The organism is Lagierella sp. ICN-221743, from assembly GCF_037890055.1.
Taxonomy (GTDB): domain Bacteria; phylum Bacillota; class Clostridia; order Tissierellales; family Peptoniphilaceae; genus Mediannikoviicoccus.
Window position 1 is genome coordinate 66,494 of the sequence record NZ_JBBKBD010000005.1, and the last position, 21,939, is coordinate 88,432.

At 33.2% G+C, this 21,939-nt stretch carries 21 protein-coding genes and 1 riboswitch; of the genes, 16 read left to right on the plus strand and 5 right to left on the minus strand.

All coding sequences use genetic code 11. From position 1 onward, the window contains the following. Nucleotides 1-82: 82 nt before the first annotated feature. The 4 genes from WKS98_RS03775 to WKS98_RS03790 all read left to right on the plus strand — a co-directional run bounded on the left by WKS98_RS03775 (nucleotide 83) and on the right by WKS98_RS03790 (nucleotide 4,826). Entirely contained in the window at nucleotides 83-736 is a 654-nt protein-coding gene (locus WKS98_RS03775) for a response regulator transcription factor (RefSeq protein WP_498917044.1), read from the plus strand. Then, a complete protein-coding gene (locus WKS98_RS03780; protein WP_498917046.1) occupies nucleotides 724-1,596 on the plus strand; it encodes a sensor histidine kinase in 873 nt (290 codons plus the stop codon). Before WKS98_RS03775 ends, WKS98_RS03780 begins: the two co-directional genes overlap by 13 nt. 88 nt (nucleotides 1,597-1,684) lie before the next feature. Beyond that, nucleotides 1,685-2,362, plus strand: coding sequence for an ABC transporter ATP-binding protein (locus tag WKS98_RS03785; protein ID WP_036747208.1), 678 nt, complete (start codon nucleotides 1,685-1,687; stop codon nucleotides 2,360-2,362). After that, complete coding sequence (locus tag WKS98_RS03790; RefSeq protein ID WP_498917048.1) at nucleotides 2,325-4,826, plus strand: ABC transporter permease; 2,502 nt, start codon at nucleotides 2,325-2,327, stop codon at nucleotides 4,824-4,826. Before WKS98_RS03785 ends, WKS98_RS03790 begins: the two co-directional genes overlap by 38 nt. Nucleotides 4,827-4,875: 49 nt before the next feature. Here WKS98_RS03790 and folK read toward each other — a convergent pair whose 3' ends face one another. From folK to folE, 3 genes are read right to left on the minus strand one after another with little or no spacing between them, the layout of a single operon-like run. Next, the gene (gene folK / locus WKS98_RS03795) at nucleotides 4,876-5,682 is read right to left on the minus strand and encodes a 2-amino-4-hydroxy-6-hydroxymethyldihydropteridine diphosphokinase (RefSeq protein ID WP_498917050.1); all 807 of its coding nucleotides are present in this window, start codon (nucleotides 5,680-5,682) and stop codon (nucleotides 4,876-4,878) included. Nucleotides 5,683-5,691: 9 nt separating this feature from the next. Beyond that, on the minus strand, nucleotides 5,692-6,168 hold the full coding sequence (locus WKS98_RS03800) for an HD domain-containing protein (RefSeq protein WP_498917051.1): 477 nt from the start codon (nucleotides 6,166-6,168) through the stop codon (nucleotides 5,692-5,694). A gap of 1 nt (nucleotide 6,169) precedes the next feature. Further along, nucleotides 6,170-6,724, minus strand: a complete 555-nt coding sequence (gene folE / locus WKS98_RS03805; protein WP_498917053.1) for a GTP cyclohydrolase I FolE — start codon at nucleotides 6,722-6,724, stop codon at nucleotides 6,170-6,172. 81 nt (nucleotides 6,725-6,805) lie between these two features. Beyond that, a riboswitch (THF riboswitch) is annotated at nucleotides 6,806-6,898 on the minus strand. Between the two features lie 174 nt (nucleotides 6,899-7,072). Here folE and WKS98_RS03810 point away from each other — a divergent pair. The 10 genes from WKS98_RS03810 (at nucleotide 7,073) to WKS98_RS03855 (ending at nucleotide 17,102) form a co-directional block, all read left to right on the plus strand. After that, on the plus strand, nucleotides 7,073-7,315 hold the full coding sequence (locus WKS98_RS03810) for a hypothetical protein (RefSeq protein ID WP_498917054.1): 243 nt from the start codon (nucleotides 7,073-7,075) through the stop codon (nucleotides 7,313-7,315). Between the two features lie 114 nt (nucleotides 7,316-7,429). Next, the gene (gene folP, locus WKS98_RS03815) at nucleotides 7,430-8,401 is read left to right on the plus strand and encodes a dihydropteroate synthase (protein ID WP_498917056.1); all 972 of its coding nucleotides are present in this window, start codon (nucleotides 7,430-7,432) and stop codon (nucleotides 8,399-8,401) included. Between the two features lie 78 nt (nucleotides 8,402-8,479). Beyond that, nucleotides 8,480-9,364, plus strand: coding sequence for a YitT family protein (locus WKS98_RS03820; protein WP_498917058.1), 885 nt, complete (start codon nucleotides 8,480-8,482; stop codon nucleotides 9,362-9,364). 83 nt (nucleotides 9,365-9,447) lie between these two features. Continuing rightward, on the plus strand, nucleotides 9,448-10,455 hold the full coding sequence (gene lplA / locus WKS98_RS03825) for a lipoate--protein ligase (RefSeq protein WP_498917059.1): 1,008 nt from the start codon (nucleotides 9,448-9,450) through the stop codon (nucleotides 10,453-10,455). Continuing rightward, the gene (lipA, locus tag WKS98_RS03830; RefSeq protein ID WP_498917061.1) at nucleotides 10,448-11,320 is read left to right on the plus strand and encodes a lipoyl synthase; all 873 of its coding nucleotides are present in this window, start codon (nucleotides 10,448-10,450) and stop codon (nucleotides 11,318-11,320) included. Before lplA ends, lipA begins: the two co-directional genes overlap by 8 nt. After that, nucleotides 11,313-11,942 (plus strand): epoxyqueuosine reductase QueH, encoded by a 630-nt coding sequence (locus WKS98_RS03835; protein WP_498917063.1) that lies wholly within the window; start codon nucleotides 11,313-11,315, stop codon nucleotides 11,940-11,942. The genes lipA and WKS98_RS03835 overlap by 8 nt, the downstream gene beginning before the upstream one ends. Before the next feature lie 81 nt (nucleotides 11,943-12,023). Further along, nucleotides 12,024-12,695 carry a response regulator transcription factor gene (locus WKS98_RS03840; protein WP_498917064.1) on the plus strand — a complete coding sequence of 224 codons (672 nt, stop codon included), beginning with the start codon at nucleotides 12,024-12,026 and terminating at the stop codon, nucleotides 12,693-12,695. Further along, entirely contained in the window at nucleotides 12,692-13,633 is a 942-nt protein-coding gene (locus WKS98_RS03845) for a sensor histidine kinase (RefSeq protein WP_498917066.1), read from the plus strand. Before WKS98_RS03840 ends, WKS98_RS03845 begins: the two co-directional genes overlap by 4 nt. A 699-nt stretch (nucleotides 13,634-14,332) precedes the next feature. Then, complete coding sequence (locus WKS98_RS03850; RefSeq protein ID WP_498917068.1) at nucleotides 14,333-15,106, plus strand: ABC transporter ATP-binding protein; 774 nt, start codon at nucleotides 14,333-14,335, stop codon at nucleotides 15,104-15,106. Beyond that, complete coding sequence (locus WKS98_RS03855; RefSeq protein WP_498917070.1) at nucleotides 15,087-17,102, plus strand: FtsX-like permease family protein; 2,016 nt, start codon at nucleotides 15,087-15,089, stop codon at nucleotides 17,100-17,102. The genes WKS98_RS03850 and WKS98_RS03855 overlap by 20 nt, the downstream gene beginning before the upstream one ends. A gap of 393 nt (nucleotides 17,103-17,495) precedes the next feature. Here the strand turns inward: WKS98_RS03855 and wecB are convergent, their stop codons facing one another. Beyond that, on the minus strand, nucleotides 17,496-18,557 hold the full coding sequence (gene wecB, locus WKS98_RS03860) for a non-hydrolyzing UDP-N-acetylglucosamine 2-epimerase (protein WP_498917072.1): 1,062 nt from the start codon (nucleotides 18,555-18,557) through the stop codon (nucleotides 17,496-17,498). After that, a complete protein-coding gene (locus WKS98_RS03865) occupies nucleotides 18,554-19,645 on the minus strand; it encodes a glycosyltransferase family protein (protein ID WP_498917074.1) in 1,092 nt (363 codons plus the stop codon). Before WKS98_RS03865 ends, wecB begins: the two co-directional genes overlap by 4 nt. Nucleotides 19,646-19,868: 223 nt before the next feature. On the opposite strand from WKS98_RS03865, the gene WKS98_RS03870 reads away from it, so the two are divergent. Beyond that, the gene (locus tag WKS98_RS03870; RefSeq protein ID WP_498917076.1) at nucleotides 19,869-21,299 is read left to right on the plus strand and encodes a hypothetical protein; all 1,431 of its coding nucleotides are present in this window, start codon (nucleotides 19,869-19,871) and stop codon (nucleotides 21,297-21,299) included. Then, nucleotides 21,289-21,903 (plus strand): hypothetical protein, encoded by a 615-nt coding sequence (locus WKS98_RS03875; protein WP_498917078.1) that lies wholly within the window; start codon nucleotides 21,289-21,291, stop codon nucleotides 21,901-21,903. The genes WKS98_RS03870 and WKS98_RS03875 overlap by 11 nt, the downstream gene beginning before the upstream one ends. The last annotated feature ends 36 nt before the right edge of the window (nucleotides 21,904-21,939 follow it).

A 21,939-nucleotide genomic window follows, 5' to 3' on the forward strand; every position in this document is an offset into this window, starting at 1 on the left:
GAAATAGCCCGTGCAAAGGGCTATTTTTAGTATAAAAGATAATGGTATACTATTAGTAGCTATAGAAAAGGAGACTAAGTAAGTGAAAAATATATTAATCATAGAGGATGATAAACATCTTAATAAGGGATTATCTATAGCATTAGAAAAAAACTATGGAGTAATTTCTACATTTTCTATAAGCGAGTCAAAAAAACATATTAATGATTCAGATCTAATTTTACTTGATATGAATCTTCCCGATGGAGATGGACTTGAAATAATAAAATATACGAGGGAAATTTCAACAATACCTATAATAGTTATTTCTGCTATAGATTTAGAAGCCTATATAATTTCAGCCATAAATCTAGGGGCAGATGACTATTTAACCAAGCCTTTTTCTTTAGGAATTTTAGAAGCAAAGATAAAGAGGGCATTTGAAAAAATCAACTCTGATGATTTAACTATTTATAAAAAAGCTGGTATTGATTTCAATTTTAGTGAGAACAAGTTTTCAGTTGATGGTGTTAATTTTGAGTTGACGAGAACAGAAATTAAAATTTTATATGTATTGATAAAAAACAAAGGGCAGGTTTTAACAAAAGAAACACTATTTGATTTTGTTTGGGGAATAGATGATGAATTTATAGATAACAACACTCTTAGTGTCAACATTTCTAGAATAAGAAACAAATTAAAACCCTATGACCCAATAGAAACAGTCTTTGGAGTTGGATATAAATGGAATTTTTAATAGGTCTTTTAGCTCTTATAATTGGAATTATTTTATATAAATATATTGTCTTGAGAAGTGAAATGAGTGAACTTTCAGCTTATATTGATAAGGCTTTGGATGGAAATTTAGAAATTACAGAATTTGATGAAAAGGAATTATCTAAAATAAAATCAAAACTCATTAAATTCTTATATGCCAGCCAAGTAAAAGAAGCAAAAATAAATATAGAAAAAAATAAAACAAAGGACTTAATAGCGGATATATCACACCAAACCAAGACGCCTATTACCAATCTTTCTTTATACATCAGTCTTTTAGAAGATAATCCTAAAGATGAGTATATTGAAATTATAAAGTATGAGCTTAATAAACTAGAATTTTTAATTCAAAACCTAGTAAAATCTTCTAGGCTAGAATCCGATATTATTTCCTTACAAAAACAGCAAGCAAATTTAAAAGAGCTAGTAGAAGATGTTTTGAGAGAATTTAAAGTTACATTAGATGAAAAAGATGTAAGCATTAATTTAAAAGACGAAGACTTAATTTTCAATTTGGACGAAAGATGGCTTAAAGAAGCTGTCCACAATCTTGTAGACAATGCTATAAAATACTCGCCAAATGGTTCTACTATTAATATTTCAGTTTATAAATCTTACCTAAACTATAATTTAGACATAGAAAATGAGTGCAAAGACTTGTCAGAAGAAACTTTGCCAAAGATATTTGAAAGATTTTATAGAGGTGCAAATTCTGTTTCAAAGGACGGTTTGGGTTTAGGCCTTTTTATAGCCAGAGAAATTATAGAAAAGCATGGCGGAAATATAAGAGCGTCTTTGGATAATAACAGAATAAAATTTTCAGTAGACTTCCCTTTGTGAGAAGTCTTTTTTCTTACAAAACTGTAAGAAGTCTTGTAAGTACTTTGTAAGATATGAATGTTATATTAAATGTAAAGAGGTGATAGATATGTTAAAAGTAGAAAATTTAAAAAGATATTATAAAACAAATGATGTGGAAGTAAGAGCTCTTGATGGAGTATCTTTCGATGTGGAAAAAGGAGAATTTATTTCTATAATAGGAGCAAGCGGATCTGGTAAATCAACTTTATTACATTTGTTAGGTGGACTTGATTATCCTACAAGCGGGAAAGTTTTAATTGATGATACCGACATTTATGCATTGAAAGATGATGAGAGAACAATTTTTAGGAGAAGAAACATCGGTTTTGTTTTTCAAGCATATAATCTTTTGCCCATGCTAAATGTATATGAGAATATAATTATTCCCTTTGGTCTAGATGGGGACAAGGTAGATAAAAAATATGTTGATTCTGTAATAGATATTCTTGAGATAAGTGATCAAAAATATAAAATGCCAAACGAATTATCTGGTGGACAACAACAAAGAGTTGCTATAGCAAGAGCCTTGGTTACTAAACCCTCTTTAATTCTAGCTGATGAACCCACAGGTAATTTGGATTCAAAATCATCTTCACAAGTTGTTTACTTACTAAAAAAGATTAATAAAGAGCTTGGAAATACTATTCTTATGATTACTCACGATGATGCCGTCGCTCAAGCTGCAGAAAAAACTTTGAGGATAGAAGATGGAAAGCTGGTGGGAAAAAATGAAAGTCAAAAATAAAGCTTATATAAGGCGTCTTGCAAAAAGTATTTTAAATGCGAATAAAAGTAGGAGAAATATTCTCTTATTAGCAATTGCTTTGACTTCTATACTATTTACAAGTCTATTTTCTGTAGCCTTAGGTTTAGGAAAGAGCATGGAAACCCAAACGATGAAAACTATTGGAACAATCAGCCATGGCTCTTTTAAAGAACTTTCTGACAAAGACATAAGTATTTTATCAAAGGATAAAGACATAAAGGAATTTTCAATAAGAGAGAAAGTTGGTATTCTTGATGATGAAAAAATAAGCGCAGAACTATCCTATATAGATAACAATGGATTTGAATGGTCGCTAATAGAAAAAGTTAAAGGGAAATTTCCTGAAAAAGAAAACGACGTATTTATAGATTTAGCAACTGCAAAAAAGTTAGGTTATAAAGGAGAAATTGGAGAAGAGATAGAAGTTCCTTTCACTATAGAAAAACCTTACACAGGAGAAATTATCAAAAAAATAAGTGAGAAATTTATTATATCGGGGACTTTTCAAAATCCTATTGACTCCAACGTTGGTGTAGGACAAATTTATTTATCAAAAGCTTATGTAGATAAATTATCCCTTCCAGAAAATAATAAAGATTTGGAAGTAATGCTAAAGAATTCCTTTATGATAAGGGATAAACTTTTAAAAATTGCAGAGAGAAATGGTTATAAAGTGGTAGATGACCCTGGAAATCTATCCGACAAAGAAATAAGAATTGGTGTTAACTTTGCATATCTTTTATCTGGTGATTCTAGTTTTGATTTTAAAACATTTCTACCCTTCTTAGCCTTTTTGATTTTAGTAATTGTAGCGGGATACTTAATAATAAATAATATTTTTAAGATATCCGTAAATGAAGATATTAAACTTCTAGGACTTTTAAAAACAATTGGAATGACAAAGCCACAAATCAAAAGGCTTATTCATCTAGAGTCTTTAGCAGTCGCACTTCCTTCAATAATAGTTGGAGATATAGTCGGAATTTCTATTGGAAAAATCATTTTAAATAAAATATTTGCAAGTAATGAGATGCTAACGAATGTAAAATTATCGCCTGCAATAATAATCTTAATTATTTTATTTTCCACAGCCTTTACTTTGCTTACAGTATTTCTATCGGTGATGAGACCTGCAAGGTATGCGGCAAAAGTTTCTCCAATAGATGCCAGCAGATACAATGAAACCACGATAAAAAAGAAGTATAAAAGCGAGGACATTTCTCTAGGCAAGCTTGCTAGAAGACAAGTATTTTCCAATAAATTTAGATTTATATCGATAGTTCTTTCCATTAGCCTTTCTGCTGTTATTTTAAATAGCGTTTTAACTTATACTGGTAATATTGATCTAGAAAAGGGAATTTCTGATGTAATTGTAACAGACTATAATATAGCAAGCCCAAAATATTTTAGGTATATGTACTCAGGAAGTGAGGACGGTATAAAGGATAATTTCATTGATCAAATAGAAAATCAAAAGGGATTTAAAGCTGGGGGAGCATTATACTATTATGGTTATGAGTACTATTATCCAGATATTAAAATAGAAGATAAAAAAATTGCTCCAATTCTATTTGGTATAGATGAGTTTCTAATAAACAAACAAAAATTTATAGAAGGAGAATTTAATAAAGATAAATGGAATAACGGATCGTATGCCATTGTAGGTGAAGATAGTGATAAGAAATCTTCATTTAAAGCAGGCGATAAAATAAAAATCAATGTAAAAAACAGGGTCAAAGAAGTCCAAGTTATGGGCAAGATTGAATATAATTTTTCAAATGGTCTTAGATATTTCCCTGTAATTAAGGAAGATATAAACGACGAATCTAGTCCTACTTTAGGCTTGGAATACATTTATATGAAGCCGAATGAGTATAAAGAGCTCACAGGCGATAAGAGTATAATGTCCTATGGATTTGATGTAGAAGATAGCAAAAAGGAAAATTTTGATAAGTTATTAAAATCTTTTGAAAATGAACCAGGATTTTCCTACGATTCAAGGGATCTTCAGATAAAGTCTTTTAAAGATTTCAAAAATCTTATAGAATTTGTGGGTTATAGTTTATCTATAGTATTATTCTTAATATCTGTGCTTAACTTTATTAATGTTATTGCTACTGAAATTTTGAGAAATATGGTGAACTTATCAATTCTTGAAGCAATTGGAATGACAACGAAAAATATTAAAAAATATTTGGTGAAAAAGAATTTGATCTATTCTTTATGTGGCTTAGTATTTTCCTTCATCATTATGCTTCTTGTAGATAAATACATCTTGATAGGTTTTATGGAACAAACTAAGTGGACTTCCTATAAATTTGTAATCATGCCACTTATACTTGTAAACTTTGTAAATATAATTATTGGGATATTATTTACAAGTAGATTCTATGAAAAGCACAGTCAAAACAGTCTTGTAGATAGAATAAGAAGTTTAGAATAATATATGAAATTCAACTTTAAAAGGCGATGAAGAAATCCATCGCCTTAAATTATTCTATTTCATTTAACAACTGGAACACTTTCTTTTTCAAAACAGGATGCACCAAGAATGGCTCGATTTCATTGAGTGGTTCCAATACAAATTTTCTTTCTTCTATATATGGATGTGGCACTTTTAGCCTATCGTTATAGATTATTTCGTCGTCAATGAAAAGTATATCTATATCTATAGTTCTTGGTCCCCACTTTTCGTGACGCTCTCTACCTAGTTCCAGTTCTATCTTTTGTGTTATATCTAAAAAATCTATTGGTTCTTCGAAGGACTCTACTACTACAACCTTGTTTAAAAAGTCATCTTGGTCTGTCTTTCCCCATGCCTTTGTTACATAGTCGCTGGACTGTCTTATTATTTCAAAATGTTTTGACAGTTCTTCTATGGCTCTATTCATATAATTTTCTTTGTCGCCAATGTTTGAGCCAAGGGACAGATAGTACCTTCTCTTTGTTCTCGATATTTCAACTGAAACTGTATCAAGGGGAAGATGCACCGGTGCCCAAGGTTTTTTTAATTCCAGGTCAACTCTTTCAACCATTTTATATTTATGGAAGATAAACTCCACAAGTTTTAAACATGCCTCTTCAATAAGGTCATAGGACTCTCTTCTAAACTCTTCTGTTAGTTCCTCTGCCAAGACTCCATAGTGGATTGAAGCTTCTAGGTCATTTTCTCTAGCAGCTCTTGTCATGTTATAGTATATGTTTAAATCTAGCACAAATTTTTGTCCAAGATTTTTTTCTTCTTCAAAAACACCATGCTTACCAAAAATTGTTAAATCTTTTATTCTGAGTGTATCCATAACTCTCCTTTAGTAGGTAATCCTGTGATTTTTCTTCTCTTCAGACCAATAGCAAATATCATAAGCGGGGCATCTAAAGCAGATTCGTGAAAGTTTGTCCGCCTTGTAAAAAATTTCATTAAAGGGGGTGCTCTCTTGTTTTTCTCTATGCTTTTTGATGCAGTCCAAAATCATTTCTCTTTCTTCTTCGTTAAAGGAAGTAAGTGGAAGTAGTTTTTCTGCAATCTCGGTGGAGGCCTTGTCGTGGTCCGTTCCATCGCGGTACTGCATAACCCTTCCAATGTCATGAAGAAGGGCGGTTGTATAAATTAAGTCCTTTGATATATCCAGTCCCTCTTCCAAAACCATAATGTAACAGATCCTCGCCACGTCTAAAAAATGAACAAGGTCATGTTTACAAAAGGGTCTTTCTCTTTCAAACTCCTCCAAGTCGTTTAAAAGTTTTACATACTCCTCATTAAACATTATGATATTTGTATTTTCCATATTACATCTCAATCAATCTGTAAGCTTCGTTTCTAAGGTCTAAATTAGTTTCCATTTCCCCAAGGGCTACTGAAGTTACTGTGTATGAGCCAGGCTTTTTAACACCACGCATTGTCATACACATATGTTCAGCCTCAACAACAACTAGAACTCCCTTTGCTCCTAGGTAGTCCATCATCGCCTCAGCCACTTGAAGATTTAATCTCTCTTGAAGTTGTGGTCTCTTTGCATAGGTTTCAACTGTTCTTGCAAGTTTTGAAAGGCCTGCAACTCTTCCATTTGGTACATAGGCAATATGAGCCTTGCCATGTACTGGTAAAAAGTGATGTTCACACATTGAGAAGAACTCAATGTCCTTAACCACTACAATATTGTCGTCCACATGTTCAAAGGTTTTAGATAGATGCTCCTTAGCGTCTTTGCCTAAACCTGAAAATATTTCTTCATACATTCTTGCCACCCTTTGAGGGGTTTCAAGAAGTCCTTCTCTATTTGGGTCTTCTCCCACAGCTTCAATTATCATCGATACTGCTTGTTCAATTTTCTTTTTATCCATTCTAAATCTCTCTTTCTAGTTTCTACAAATAAAATTAACCAGTACCAATAGGTACCGGTCTTCCGCAAGTATGATAATAATATTAGCGGAAGCGATAAGACACCGCAATTTAAAATTTTCGTTAAAGGGCAACTCCCTATCCCTTTACACTTAACGCGTCTTACCTACTCTATTCTGTATTCAATTATACCATACAAACGGGGTATGGTATTGTCATTATTATAATACCCGTAAAATAAAATTTTTAACAGGAGTTAAATCTAGTAAAAATAAATGTTATCGATTTATTAATCAGGGTATATATTTTATATAAAATTATAATTTACATAAAAATTCAAGGAGGATGTTATGGAGAGTGTAAAGACTTCAAAAAAAGGCTTCACAGTTAAACTAATCGTTGTAATTGCTTTTTTAGCAATACTCTATCTGTTTAGAAATACAACATGGGTTCAATTGACATCCATAGGTGCCTTTGGTTCTTACTTAATCTACGATGAACTTGCATCACATGGTGCTAAGGAATTGGCTTTACGTGTCATAATTTTATTTTTAGTACTTGAAGCCATTACAATTTCAATTTTTATGAGTTAATTAAAATTGATTTTAAATTAAGCTCCCGATATTTGGGGGCTTAATTTAATTGCATTTTACATTTTACTAAATTTGATGTATCTTTATCATAGAGTTCCCAAGGGAGGTATAAAGATGGAAAGAATATTTAAATATAGAGATAAAGTTATTAAATCCGGTGGCAAGACTATTTTATGTGGAATTGTAAATGTGACTCCGGATTCTTTTTCCGATGGCGGCAAGTGGTTTGACACTGAAAAAGCTATTGAACATGGCCTTGAACTTGTAAAGCAAGGTGCTACCATGCTTGATATTGGTGGTGAGTCCACAAGGCCCGGTGCTACCAAGGTCGAAGTGCAAGACGAAATTGACAGGGTCGTTCCTGTAATAAAAGGACTTAAGGAACGTACTGATGTATTAATTTCCATTGACACATGGAAGAGTGAAGTTGCAAAAGCTGCCATTGATGCAGGTGTTGATATTATAAATGATATTACTGGAATGCTTGGAGACCCTAACATGGGTCGTGTTGTTGGAGACTCTGACGTTGGAGTTGTTGCAATGTTTAATCCAGTTATTCTTAGGCCAGAGCACAAGTCATCAAAGGCCTTTATGAAGTTTGGTGGAGACGGTGTGTTTACAAAAGAGGAAGAAGAAAGTGCAATGAGTGATTCAATAGTTGACTCATGCAAGATGTACTTTGAAAAGACTTTAGAAGTTGCAAAGAAAAATAATATTTCTAAAGAGAGAATCATGCTTGATCCAGGAATTGGCTTTGGACTTACAAAGAGAGAAAATCTTGAGCTAATTAAAAACTTTAAATTCATTCACGACTGGAATATGTTTGCGTTTATCGGTGTATCAAGAAAGAGATTTATTGTAAATATACTTGAAGAGGGTGGATTTAATGTGGACTCAAGCACTGACGAAGGCTTTATAAATAGGGACGACGGTTCAGCAGCGCTAACATCCATCGCAGCGGTTATGGGGGCAGAGGCACTTAGGGTACATGTTATTCCAAGACATAAAATTGCAGCGGATATTGCAGACGCCGTAAGGATGGCGGAAGAAACTGAAGATATAAATTTTGATGCATATAAAAAATAAATTCCATGGGTGACCATGGTCTTTTTTTATGCCCCACAAGTAGAAATATGTTAAAATATATCTGGAAGGGGAGGGCGTATGAAGGTTAAAAAGAAAGATTTAGCAAATTTAGAAAAAAAATCTACAAGAAAAGAATACATAAATATGGCAATAGGAGTTATTTTAATTGCCCTTGGTATTCATCTGTTTTTGGCTCCAACTAAACTTACCCTAGGTGGTGGAGCGGGGCTTGCAATAGTACTTAATTCGGTATTTCCTATATCCACAGGGGCATGGCTTGTAATTATAAATGTTGTTTTATTTATAATTGGCTTTATCTTCCTTGGTCCTTCCTTTGGTAAGCGTACCATAGTGGCATCCTTAGGTCTATCGGTTATGGTATGGATACTTGATATAGTATTTCCAATTAAAGAACCGATTGTTGATAATCTATTTATCCAACTGGTGGCATGTGTGCTTATGTATGGACGAGGGGTTGCCATGGTTTTAAATTGCTATGGCTCCACAGGAGGCTCCGATATATTTGCAAAGATTTTAAACAAATACTTTGGACTGGACCTCGGTAAGGGATGTTTAATAGTTGACTTTTCTATAACGCTACTGGCATGGTACCAATTTGGTACAGAGATTGCACTTTATTCGCTAGTAGGAGTTGTGCTAAATGGAACTGTTATCGACAACACCATAAACGGACTTAACACATCTAAATTATGTTTTATAAATACATCGAAGACGAAAGAGGTATGTGAATTTCTTACGGACAACTTAACTCGTTCCGCTAATGTGTACAAGGCCATTGGCGCTTACACTGGAGTGGAGAAAGACGTTATTCAAACTGTTGTATCAAATAGAGATTACATTGTACTAAAAAGATATATAAGGGATATTGATCCACTGGCCTTTATTGTAACTGCATCTGCATCAGAGACATTGGGCTGGAGATGGAGAAGTATTGTAAGATAGACGGAAGTGAAAACTTCCGTTTTTTTATGAAGTAAGATTATTATAGACTATCTATGCTATAATTAAATAGTTGAGGTGGTAAGATGATTGTTGTTGAAAATAATAATGTAAATCCTGCATATAACCACGCACTGGAAGAATATTTTTTTGATAATTATGATGATGACATCTTCATCATATGGAGAAATAGACCCACTGTGCTGTTGGGAAGGAATCAAAATATATATAAAGAAGTAAACTTAGACTATTGTATTGCAAATGGAATTGATGTAGTGAGAAGGCCTTCAGGTGGAGGTACAATCTACTGCGACCTAGACATTATACAATATAGTTTTATTACAAAGGAGAGAGAGGGAGACTCTTTCAGATACTTTACTAAGCCAATTATAGACACATTGGCGAAGTTTGGAATAAATGGTGAGTTTACAGGAAGAAACGACCTTGTTATTGACGGCAAGAAATTTTCTGGAAACGCCCAATACCACAATAAGGGAAAAGTACTACACCATGGATCCATCCTTTATGGTGGCAATGTTGAAGTTATGAAGCACTGCCTAAGACCAAATCCATTAAAATTTGTGGGCAAAAATGTTTCTTCAATTGCAAGTAGAGTTGGATTTTTAAAAGAGTTACTAAATATATCCGTAACTGAATTTATGGACGAAATTTCAAAGACTGTTATGGAAGACTTTGACATTACAGAATTTATAAAAATCGACGAAGACATTGATAGAGAGATTAGAAAAATAGTTGACGCTAAGTATGGCTGTGACCACTGGAACTATGGCAAGAACCCAAAAGCGAATATAAAATATTCTGTTAAGCACGACTTTGGCATAGTTGAGTACGCCATATGCATAGAAGAGGGTATAATAAAAGAGATTGAAATTTATGGAGATTTCTTTGGTATGGAAGATGTAAAGGAACTTACGGACAAGCTTAAAGGAATTAAATTTTCAGAAAAATATTTAAGAGATGCCCTTGAAGATGAAGAACTCTCTTGTTACATAACAGGCCTTTCAATGGAAACACTTATTAAAGACCTGTTTTATAAAGATGAGATAGACAAAGAACTAGTTATAAATGAATAAGGATGGTGACGTTTTGAAGATAAAAAGAAAACCAGAATGGATGAGAATTAAGATTCAAGGTGGAGAAAAGGCTGCAGAAGTTAGAAATTTAATTTCTGATTTACATTTAAATACAGTTTGTTCAGAGGCCAACTGTCCAAATAGAATGGAATGTTTCGAGTCAAAAACTGCCACATTTATGATTCTTGGAAGTAAATGTACAAGAAATTGTAACTTCTGTGATGTTATTCATGGCACACCAGACATGGTAGACAAGGACGAGCCGGCACACATAGGAGAGGCAGTAAGAAGACTTGGACTTAAACATGCTGTAGTAACATCAGTTACAAGGGACGACCTTCCAGATGAAGGAGCTACTCAGTTTAGAGATGTTATTAGAGAAATAAGAAAGAAAAACCCAGACACAACTGTGGAAGTATTAATACCAGACCTACATGGCAAAGAAGAGTACATGGATATAATCTATGACGAAAAGCCAGACGTGCTTAATCACAATATTGAAACAGTTCCTTCACTTTATAAAAAAGTAAGACCAGGAGCAAAGTTTGATAGATCACTAAAGGTTTTAGACTATGCAAAGAAGAGAGGTCTTGTAACAAAGACAGGTATTATGGTTGGTCTTGGAGAAACTGAAGAAGAGATGATAGAAACATTTAAGGCACTTAGGGAAATTGATGTAAATATGCTTACCATCGGTCAATACCTAAGACCATCACTGGACCACTTGGAAGTTGAAGAATATGTAACACCAGCGCAATTTGACAAGTACAAAGAGATAGCTTTAGACATGGGCTTTAAAGAAGTTGAATCAGGTCCGTTTGTAAGATCATCCTACAAGGCAAAGGCTATAAAATTAGATGAATAAAAAGAATTATTATATGGAATTCGAGAAGGTAATAAAGGGGATAGACTTAGAAAATCCCCCTTCTTTACTTTTACACTCCTGTTGTGGGCCATGTTCAACGTCAGTGCTAGAGCTAGTTAGTGACTACTTTAAAGTTACACTATTATATTACAACCCAAATATCTATCCCAGTGACGAGTATTATAAGAGGCTGGAAGAGCAGAAAAAAGTTTTGGAGAAGGTTAATGGCAGATTTAAAATTGAATTTTTAGAAGGGAGATACGACCCTGCAGAATATTTTGACGCAGTTAAGGGAGTGGAACATCTTCCCGAAGGATCACAAAGATGTTTTAACTGCTATGAGCTTAGACTTAGAGAAGCGGCGCAGTTTGCAAAAAAACTTCACATAGATTACTTTGCAACAACCCTTTCAGTAAGTCCATATAAAAATGCACAGACAATAAACGAACTCGGTGAAAAAATTGCGCAAGAATATGAAGTAAACCACTTGCCAAATGACTTTAAGAAAAAAGATGGATATAAAAAGTCGGTGGAACTTTCAAAAAGTTGGAACATCTATAGGCAGGACTACTGTGGATGTCCATTTTCAAAAAGAGAAGCGGAAGAAAGAGAGAGGAAGTAGCCTCTCTTTTTTAATTATTACAATTTGTCTAAGTCGAATAAATAAAGTTTTAATAATGTATAATAAAGTCAGGAGGGCAATATGAAGATATTTATTGTAGAGGACGAAAAGAAAATCTGTGAAGAGTTAGAATTTCAACTTCAAACCTGGGGATATGAAACAGGCACAGTTAGAGACTTTAAAAATGTGGTGGAAGAGTTTAAAGAGGAAGACTATGACTTGGTGCTAATGGATTTAAAACTTCCATATAAAAATGGATTTATATTTTGTGAAGAGATAAGAAGTTTTTCCAATGTGCCAATAATCTTTTTAACTTCCGCCGGCGACGACATAAATTTAATTAACGCCATCAATTATGGTGGAGATGACTTTTTAGCAAAGCCATTTCAAATGCAAATACTTCGATCTAAAATAAAGGCACAGCTTCGTCGTGCATATACATTTAACAAAAGCTCCAACTCTCAAATAAAACATAGAGACGTGGCATTGGACCTTGACGCCATGACAATTCTATATAATGGCAAGGAAGAGCCGCTAAGCAAGAATGAGTATTTAATTTTAGAAATACTTATGGAAAACATCGGCCGAGTTGTAACAAGGTCGCAAATTATGGATAAGCTTTGGGCCACAGACTCTTACATTGACGACAACACCCTTACGGTAAACGTCACAAGGCTTAGAAAAAAGTTACAAGATGTGGGGATAGAAGACTTTGTAGAAACTAAAAAGGGCGTAGGTTATATAATAAAATGATAGATTTTTTTAAGATAAATAAAGGCTATGTAATATCATACATAATCATGTGTGTTGCAAGTGCATTGGTGTTCTTTGCCTTTGAAATAGATTTAAAAATAATCGCCTATTATATGGCACTGTCACTATTTTTTCTATGTATCCCCATGATAATAAGGTACTTTATATTTAGAGGGAAATTAAATTCAAAGGAATATGTGGTTTTAGATAAGAACACCTTAAGCTTGAAAAACAAAAAGGCATATGAAGAACTGGAAAGAGAAATAATTGAAATAAATAGTAGAAACCAAAGTGACCTAAGGGATTTAAATTCATATCTAACACTTTGGGCACATCAAGTTAAGACGCCCCTTGCGGCAATTTCACTTATTGCAGAGAGAAGTGCGGAAAGTTCTGTGGAGCTTGAAGTGCAAAAGACGGAAGAATATATTAGTCAGATGATAAACTATATGAAGTCCATGGAAAAATCAAAGGACTACAGCTTTAAGAAAGTATCACTTGAAGGGGTTGTAAAAAAGACCATTAGGAAGTATAGACTATTCTTTATTGAAAAGAATTTAAAATTGATTTTAGATGTTAAGGACATTGAAATAGTCACAGACCCAAAGTGGTTTAGCTTTGTGTTAGACCAAATTGTGTTTAACTCACTTAAATATACAAAAGATGGCCATATAAAAATTTCAAATAATGAAGACCCCAACGTGCTTGTTATAGAAGATAGTGGCATTGGAATTCCAAAGGAGGACTTGCCAAGGGTTACTGGCTTTGGCTTTACCGGCGAAAACGGAAGGGAGTTTTCGAACTCCACCGGCATTGGACTGTTTTTAGTTAATGATATACTTAATAAATTAAAATATGATTATACAATAGAGTCGGAAGTAGGAGTAGGAACTAGGTTTAAAATAAATCTTAGGAGAAGAGAGCTTATTGAAGATTAATGAATAGATGTGAGATGTGAGAAGTGAGAAATGAGAAGTTGGACAAGAGGTAGCAAAAAAGCGTTGCTTTTTTGAGGTCGCCTTCTGACACTTTTCTTCGAAAAGTGAAACGAGATTGACATTTGACCTACAACGAAGACTTCGTCTTCTGTTAGGTCAAGAATCCTTCGAGTCGCTTCGCTCCCTCAGGATGACAAGTATTTTTATTGTAGGTCAAATGTAGACCTTGTTTTAATTTCTAGTAGTAAAGTGTTATCGGAGTTGGAAACTATGCACAGTAGGTGTGATAGCATCGCGTGTGTCATCTTGAGCGAAAATTTTTGCAAAGCAAAAATTGAAGTCGAAAGATCTCGTGAACTTTCTAGTAGAAAGTTCACGCTAAAGTATCTTGAAATTTTCTTTCAATTTCTCTAACTTCTAACCTCTTTTTTAAAATGACAGCTACGGAACATTTATGTTGTAATATAGCGATTATATTTCATGTATGTCATTCTGAGCGGAAAAATTCCAGAGGAATTTTGTAGTCGAAGAATCTCAAAAAGCGATAGCTTTTTGTCACATCTTCTCTCACCTCTAACTCCCTACTTCCCATTTAAAACTTACAACTTGTAAGTTTACAAAAAAACTGTAAGGTTAAATTTGGGATTAATTCCACAAAAAACTATATTATAATCTCAACGAAATAATCAGGAGGTTAAAATGAATATTCTTGAAGTAAAGAATTTGAAAAAAGTTTATAAAGGAAAGAAGACTTCGGTAGAAGCACTTAAGGACGTTAACTTTACAGTTGAAGAAGGAGAGTTTGTTGCAATTATGGGAGAGTCTGGTTCGGGAAAGACCACATTACTAAATATTATTGCAACTGTGGATAGCCCAACTTATGGAGAGGTCAACTTAAAGGGCGAGAGCATTTTTAAAAAGAGTGATGAAGAAAGGGCTGCCTTTAGAAGAAATAATTTAGGTTTTGTTTATCAAGATTTCAATTTACTAAATTCATTAAACAACAGGGACAATATCTATCTTCCATTGGTGCTTTCAAATGAAAAGGTATCTCTAATGGAAGAAAGGCTTAACAAAATTGCAAAGGAATTAAGGATAGAAAGGATTATTGAAAAGTATCCATACGAAGTGTCTGGAGGGCAAAAACAGAGAGTTGCCATAGCCCGTGCCATGATAACAAATCCAAAGATACTACTTGCAGACGAACCTACGGGAGCTCTTGACTCAAACTCCAGCATGGAACTTTTAAATGTATTTGACGACTTAAATTTAAAAGGGCAGACCATACTAATGGTAACCCACTCCACCATGGCGGCAAGTCGTGCATCAAGAGTTCTCTTTATAAAGGACGGAATAATCTTTCACGATATATACAAAGGTGATATGACTAACGACCAGATGTACAAAAAGTTAGTTCAAACTCAAATGATGTTACTTGCGGGAGGTGACAGCCTTGAAGAAGCTGGAATTTAAATTAGCCCTAAGTAATATCAAAAACAACAAGCTTATATACATCCCATATATCTTTGCATCATCAATTTTTGTATATATCTACCTTTTACTTTTGAACTTGGACGGCGCCGAGTTTATTAAAGAAAGCGAAGGATCAAGGACCATATTTATGGTGCTGGGATTTGGAACTTGGATTATAATGATCTTCGCAGTGCTGTTCCTACTATACATCAACTCCGTACTTAGAAAGAGTAGGCTCGGAGACTTGGCACTTTATTCAATGATTGGCGTTTCAAAGAAGAGCATTGGCAAAGTCATTGCCATAGAGACTTTTTTAACTGCCATTATATCAATGATTATAGGAATAGTTACAGAGATTATAACCTATCCATTGGTGTTCAGGATGGTTGTTAAAATACTTGATGTAAAAGCCGTCGATGTATTTTCAGTAAATAAGTTTTTTATTTTTGAAACAGTTAGAATATTTCTAATAATCCATTTGGTACTAGGTTTTATAAACATCATCTCCACTAGAAAGCTAAATCCAATTGAGCTTATGCAAAAGAGTAGAGAGGGAGAGCGTGAGCCAAGGGCAAATATTATTGGGATAGTTATAGGTGTGGCGCTTTTAATCTTTGGCTATTATGAGGCCCTATCCACCGGCTCCATATTCAAAAGTTTAAAAATATTTTTCTTTGCTGTTATTGCAGTTATAATTGGAACCTACTTCTTGTTTGGATCCATTTCAGTAGTCATTTTAAAGGCATTAAAGAAGAATAAAAGGGTTTATTATAAAGAAAAAAACATGAACTTTATTTCAGGACTATTGTTTAGAGTTAGAGAATCTTCTGCGTCATTAGCAAGTATATGTATAATATCAACAATGTTCTTAGTTGTGTTTACATGCCTTACGGGAATGTTAAAGAGTAGGGATGTTTTCATAGAAGACGCCTTCCCGGCGGACTACAACATAACATACTATGCCTTTGATGACCAATTGGAGAAAGATATAGAAGGGGAATTACAAAAACTTTCTAAAGAAACTAATATGCCCATAAAGGATATTAAATCTGTAAAGACAATTAAGTTTGAAACCAAAAGTGACAAGGAAAACTTTACACCAAAGCTATATGTGGATGGGTTGGAACAAAAAATGGAAGATAGCACCGACTTAATCAGTGTAGTTGACATAGAGGAAATGAATAAGATTTCAGAGGAAAAATATGAACTTAATGACGGAGAAGTTTTAATTTACTCAAACAAGAAAAAAACTTTCGAAAACTTCCATATGGGAGATTTAAATTTCAAAGTAAGAAACTTAGAAGAAAAACCAAAATATATTACAGATCCTGCCCAAGGTCTATTTCACAATGTAATTATTGTGACAAAGGACACTAAGGCATTTACTGATGAAATTGATAAACTTATTAAAGGTCATGAAGATCATGGAAGCTACCATAAATTTACGGAAATTTTTATCGACCTAGTGGACAATAAAAATGTAAAGAACAGTTTTTATAATGGAATGGCTGAACATATTGTTATAGGACTGATAGATGGAAAATATGAAGCATCATGTGGTAATGGAATTTCATCAAGACAGGAATTTAAAGACATATACAGTGGAATCTACATTGTTTCCACACTACTTTCCATTATATTTATAATAACCACATCCATAATAATATTTTACAAACAGATTTCAGAAGGAATTGAAGACGGAAAAAACATTTCAATTATGAAAAAAATCGGTATGAGCAATAGACAGATTAAAAGTCAAGTGGGAAGACAAAACTTTTTTATGTTCTTTGCACCACTGATAGTTGCACTTTGCCATACCATGGGTTCGTCTAAAATAGTCTTTGACATTGTAAAGATAGTAGGAGTTATGGATAAGACTACATTTATTAAGTCCACCGCCATTGGCATGGGAATATACCTTGTGGTTTACTTTGTAATGTTTAAACTTTCAACAGTGGTGTATTTGAAGATGGCAAAGAGATATGAGAATAGATAAAATTAAAAGAGCGAATGAATTTCGCTCTTTTAATTTTTGTTTTTGGTTAGTAGGTCGATGACCTACTACCTATTTATTTCTAGTATATTATCATTTTTATTATACCAAGGGGGAAAAGGAACCGTTTCGTACGTTCCTTTCCCCCTTGGAAACCCCCTTTACCTCCCAACGACTCGGGGCCGGCCCCGAGACCCCGTTTGTAAAGAGGTAGGAAAGCTAAGGCTTTCCTATTTGTGCCTTCGGCACTTAATGCAGTTTGTGCATCTTCTCTCTAGGAACGATAGACACCCATACTGTCATTCTGAGCGAAAATTTTTGCAAAGCAAAAATTGTAGTCGAAGAATCCCGCGGACTTTCTATTAGAAAGTTCGCGATAAAGTATCCTGAATTATTTTACTTGCTTTCATGCAAAATCTTTACAATCTTTTCTGCCGCGTTTCCACTTCCATAAATATTTTTTTCAAACACCACATTGTCATTACTCATAATATGTTTATATATATTTTCTGGAGTGGAAAGCACATTTATTCCCTTGTCCGTAAGTTCTCTCCATGATGTATCTTCCATAACTACTACTGCGCGCTTTCCTGCAAAGTAGGACTCTTTTTGAAAACCACCGGAGTCTGTTAAAACCTTCTTACATTTTTCCGTAAGGCCCATTAGGCTTAGGTAGTCAATTGGATCTAACACCTTTACATTTTCAAGTAGGTGAGACAGGCCAAACTTTTCAACTCTAGACTTTGTTCTTGGATGAATTGGAAACACCACTGGAATCTCCTTTGAAACCTTATCAACCTGTGTAAGGATTTCTTCTAAAGTCTCTTTTTTATCCACATTAAAGTCCCTGTGTAGTGTCATTAGTATAAAGTTATCTTCTTTAAGTGACAGCTCTTTCATTAGTGAGTCGTCAAAGGATGGTCTCATCTTTAGGAAGATGTCATACATAACGTCTCCAGTGAAGTAAACATTATTTGTGATGTTTTCCTTCTTAAGATTTTCAAGGCCATATTCACTTGGGACAAATAAAAAGTTTGAAATTCTATCGGTGAGAACTCTATTTATTTCTTCCGGCATTGTCTTAGGTTCCTGTCTTAGGCCTGCTTCAATATGGCAAACACTTATACCTAACTTTGACGCTGCAATTGCTCCAGCCAAGGTAGAGTTAGTGTCACCGTATAGGATTAAAAGGTCCGGTTCTTCCTTTAGTAAAATCTTTTCTATTTCGATAATCATATTGCCGGTCATTTCACCATGGGTCATGCCGTTAATGCCCAAGTTGTAGTCAGGCTTTTTCATCTTTAGAACATCGAAGAACACTCCCGACATATTTTCGTCATAATGTTGCCCCGTGTGAACAACAACTTCTTCAATATCGTCATATTTATTTATTTCATGTTGCACAATGGCCTCTTTTACAAATTGAGGTCTTGCACCTATAATTGACATTATCTTCATTTACTCAAATCCTCCTTTACCTTAGTCGCCCTTGCAGTCCAAGTATTTTGTGGAATAATTTCCTTTGTATTTCTCGTCTTAATTTCGATTTCATTTTTATCTTCGAAAAGTTTTGTAAGTAAACTTTTTAGTTCATATGAAGAGTAGGGCAGTACCCAACCAATATCATTTTTTTCTACAAAGTTTCCAACAGCAGAGCCTTTGACTGAAAGAATTGGCTTTGAGTATTTAATATATTCAAATAGCTTTACAGGCATTGCAAAGTCACGATACTCAACTGGCTCCATATACAAAACGCCTATGTCTGCTTCTTTAAGATATGGTTCATAGCCTTCTGGCTTTTCGTGAATTATTTTCACTTTGTCGTTTAAATAAGGTTGGTATTTATCTTTCAAAGATTCCCATTCTTCTTTTCTTGTGCAAATAGTTACCTTAGCAAACTCTAAAGAGCTTGTTGCTTTTAAAAACTCATCAAGTTTATAAAGGTCTCCCAGTCCACCAACGTAGAAAAATTTCAAATCTTCATGTTCAGGCTTTTCATATTCTACTTCTTCATCAATGGCCGGGGGAAGCTCTTTAAAATTAAGATTTTGATTTATAGGGATATAGCTTTTCATTTTCAAACTTGGTAAGTAGATTATATCCACAAGGTCCACATACTTTTTCAAGTCGTATTTATAAAAGTATGTGGAAACAGCTCTCTTTAAAAATGAAACGCTGTTCTTGTACTGCTCAAAGAGCCAATAAATATCTCTATAAAAAAGTCCAATCTTTATATTTTTTGATTTCAAATATTTAAAGAAGCCAAAGTCTAAGTTTGGGTACTTCGGTAAATGATTTTTTTCTGTAAGTAGTGTGGGCATGGTGGAGCTTTCGCTGTAGCAAAAGTCATATAAAACTCCTTTTTCAATATTATTTTTAATATTTTCTATTTGAGTTTTTCTTTCGGCGCCGTAGCCCATAACCACATCAACATTGAATCCAATCTTTTCAAAGGCTTCAATCATCTTATATGGTCTTATATTTGAACCACTTAAATGGTTTTTGTCCGCATAAAACGGAATGTGAAATATAATATTTTTATTCATAATAATCCTTTCTTTCCGTATGATTATAACATAGGCTTTCAAAAATTACATTAAAAAAGGACAATCGAAGACAAGTGCTTGGTGTATAGCATTATATAGTTAGGTAATTAAATTGTCTATTTAGTTATGCTTGTTAAATTTAATGTATTATAGTACAATAAAGGTGTAAAGAAAATTGGTGCAGAATAGGAAAAAGTTTTATTAGCGATTAAAGGAGGAAAAAATGAAAAAAAACATATTACTAATTTTACTTTTAATTACCATTTTTGCAATACCGCTGACTAGCCAAAGTTATGCGAAAGATTTAAATCATGAGAACATAGAAAATGAGTTAAAGTCTCAAGGTATTGTCGATTCTGGAGAAAAGCAAAACGAATTAAAAGGAAAAGAAAAAGAAGAATTTTTAGAACTTAATGAAATTTCTAAAGATGCTATAGTTAAAAAAATTGGGGAAAATGAATATGCGGAATATAACGGGGAGTTGTTATATTTTGACGGATTTGAACAGTATATAGATAAAGTATTGATACCAAAACAAGAAGAAAGAGCAGTTTCTTATTCGGAAGAGATTGATGAAGAACGAGTGAAAAACTATATAGGAAGCTTAAGAACTCTCATTAATGATTTAGATAAATATGAAATAACAAGTATTAAAGAGTCCTTAGATAATTTTATAGATGTAAAATTGGAAAGGAAAGATAGAGAATATAAGGGTTTAAAAATTGATAATCCATTTGATGCTATGTATATTACACTGGGAAAAGATAATTACAAATTGGTTCATTTAATTAATAATAAAAAATTTAATATGGATGAAATTGAATTAGAAGTTGATAAAGAAAAGGCTATGCTTGCTGTAAAAGACTTTATTAGTAAAGAATATCAAAAAAATGTACAAATTAATGATATTTATTTAAAAGTAAAGCAAATCAATAATCCAATAATAGAAGAAAATAGAGACCTTATATCTAAGATATACGATGATAATCTATTTTTAAGTTATGAGGTTGAGTTATCTGATGAGACAAAAATTAATTTAGATTGTTACAACTATAAAATTATTAACATTAATGATTTTAAAAATTCCACATCTTTTTATGATAGACAAAAGAATATGTATAACTGGGAAAATGCAAAAAGCATAGCTGAAGTTATGAATATAAAGGGACTACCAGGAGGTCAAGTTGGGGTTTCTGCAGATGGAACATATAACAAGAATTCTATTTTATATAATATTAACACTAACCAAAATCAAAGAGGATTTTCATTTAGTGGTCATGGTAGTGAGAATTCTATGTTATTAACCAGTAAGAATCAATCTGGAGGGGACCCGCATACATATATATATGCATCTGAGTGTAAAACTAATTCCAGGTGGAAATTTGTGTTTATGGATATGTGTGAATCTGAAAAAGGAAATGCATGGGCGTCAGTTTTTAACATATGGAGTTCAAGCAAAGGTAAAGTGCTTTTGGGATGGAGGGAACGTGTGTATATTAATGCAAGTCATGTTTTTGTTACAGAATTAAGAAATCAAAGTGTGGCACATCCACGAGATGCTCTTTATAAAAACGTTTTAAAAGCAAAAAGTATTGCTTCAGCTAAAGGAGAAGATGTATCTCATTTAAATTTTAGAGGAGATTATGAATATTAAAAAAATTATAAGATTAAGCTTATTAATAAGTGTTGTCTTAATTGCTGTTTCATGTAAAAGAAATGGAAATATTGATACAACAGCAATTACAAATGCAAATAATACGGAAAACAATGATAACTTTATTGGGGATAATTTTAAAAAAACTAAAGTTTCAGAGTTGCCTATTGAAGTGATAATTGATAATATCCAAAATAAAGAATTAGAAGAGTTAAGGTTTACAACGGATAAAGATGATTTGAAAAATGAAATTAACAATACTATTGACAAATTAAAAGTTCAAAACGAGTCTGGAGAGTTGAAACTTATACTTCCTATTAGGCTTATGTCTGGCAAAAGTCCTTATGATTTTGAATTCTCAATGCTATTTGATGAGGAAGACGGTGCTTATGTGAGGTTAAGGGCAGATGTATATGGAGAAGAGGAGAGACATTTTTATTCGTTTAATAAAGAAGACCCTATATATAAAGAATTAAAATCCCTATATTCCAAAATTTTAAAAGAAGTTGGACTGTCATTTGAAGATGTTTATGGGGTAGAGTATGATAGTGAAAAATCTCATGAACTTTATGAAAAGGCGACTGAGTTTATAAATAACAAATAGATTCAAGAAATATTTGATAAGAGATGGTTTATACTA

Excerpts from the sequence above, each read along its gene's own strand:
- WKS98_RS03790 (WP_498917048.1), top strand. The coding sequence starts at position 2,325 with ATGGAAAGCTGGTGGGAAAAAATGAAAGTCAAAAATAAAGCTTATATA.
- folP (WP_498917056.1), top strand. The coding sequence starts at position 7,430 with ATGGAAAGAATATTTAAATATAGAGATAAAGTTATTAAATCCGGTGGC.
- WKS98_RS03800 (WP_498917051.1), bottom strand. The coding sequence starts at position 6,168 with ATGGAAAATACAAATATCATAATGTTTAATGAGGAGTATGTAAAACTT.
- WKS98_RS03780 (WP_498917046.1), top strand. The coding sequence starts at position 724 with ATGGAATTTTTAATAGGTCTTTTAGCTCTTATAATTGGAATTATTTTA.
- WKS98_RS03850 (WP_498917068.1), top strand. The coding sequence starts at position 14,333 with ATGAATATTCTTGAAGTAAAGAATTTGAAAAAAGTTTATAAAGGAAAG.
- WKS98_RS03835 (WP_498917063.1), top strand. The coding sequence starts at position 11,313 with ATGAATAAAAAGAATTATTATATGGAATTCGAGAAGGTAATAAAGGGG.
- WKS98_RS03870 (WP_498917076.1), top strand. The coding sequence starts at position 19,869 with ATGAAAAAAAACATATTACTAATTTTACTTTTAATTACCATTTTTGCA.
- WKS98_RS03810 (WP_498917054.1), top strand. The coding sequence starts at position 7,073 with ATGGAGAGTGTAAAGACTTCAAAAAAAGGCTTCACAGTTAAACTAATC.
- folK (WP_498917050.1), bottom strand. The coding sequence starts at position 5,682 with ATGGATACACTCAGAATAAAAGATTTAACAATTTTTGGTAAGCATGGT.
- WKS98_RS03840 (WP_498917064.1), top strand. The coding sequence starts at position 12,024 with ATGAAGATATTTATTGTAGAGGACGAAAAGAAAATCTGTGAAGAGTTA.
- WKS98_RS03865 (WP_498917074.1), bottom strand. The coding sequence starts at position 19,645 with ATGAATAAAAATATTATATTTCACATTCCGTTTTATGCGGACAAAAAC.
- wecB (WP_498917072.1), bottom strand. The coding sequence starts at position 18,557 with ATGAAGATAATGTCAATTATAGGTGCAAGACCTCAATTTGTAAAAGAG.
- WKS98_RS03820 (WP_498917058.1), top strand. The coding sequence starts at position 8,480 with ATGAAGGTTAAAAAGAAAGATTTAGCAAATTTAGAAAAAAAATCTACA.
- WKS98_RS03785 (WP_036747208.1), top strand. The coding sequence starts at position 1,685 with ATGTTAAAAGTAGAAAATTTAAAAAGATATTATAAAACAAATGATGTG.
- lipA (WP_498917061.1), top strand. The coding sequence starts at position 10,448 with ATGAATAAGGATGGTGACGTTTTGAAGATAAAAAGAAAACCAGAATGG.
- WKS98_RS03845 (WP_498917066.1), top strand. The coding sequence starts at position 12,692 with ATGATAGATTTTTTTAAGATAAATAAAGGCTATGTAATATCATACATA.
- WKS98_RS03875 (WP_498917078.1), top strand. The coding sequence starts at position 21,289 with ATGAATATTAAAAAAATTATAAGATTAAGCTTATTAATAAGTGTTGTC.
- folE (WP_498917053.1), bottom strand. The coding sequence starts at position 6,724 with ATGGATAAAAAGAAAATTGAACAAGCAGTATCGATGATAATTGAAGCT.
- lplA (WP_498917059.1), top strand. The coding sequence starts at position 9,448 with ATGATTGTTGTTGAAAATAATAATGTAAATCCTGCATATAACCACGCA.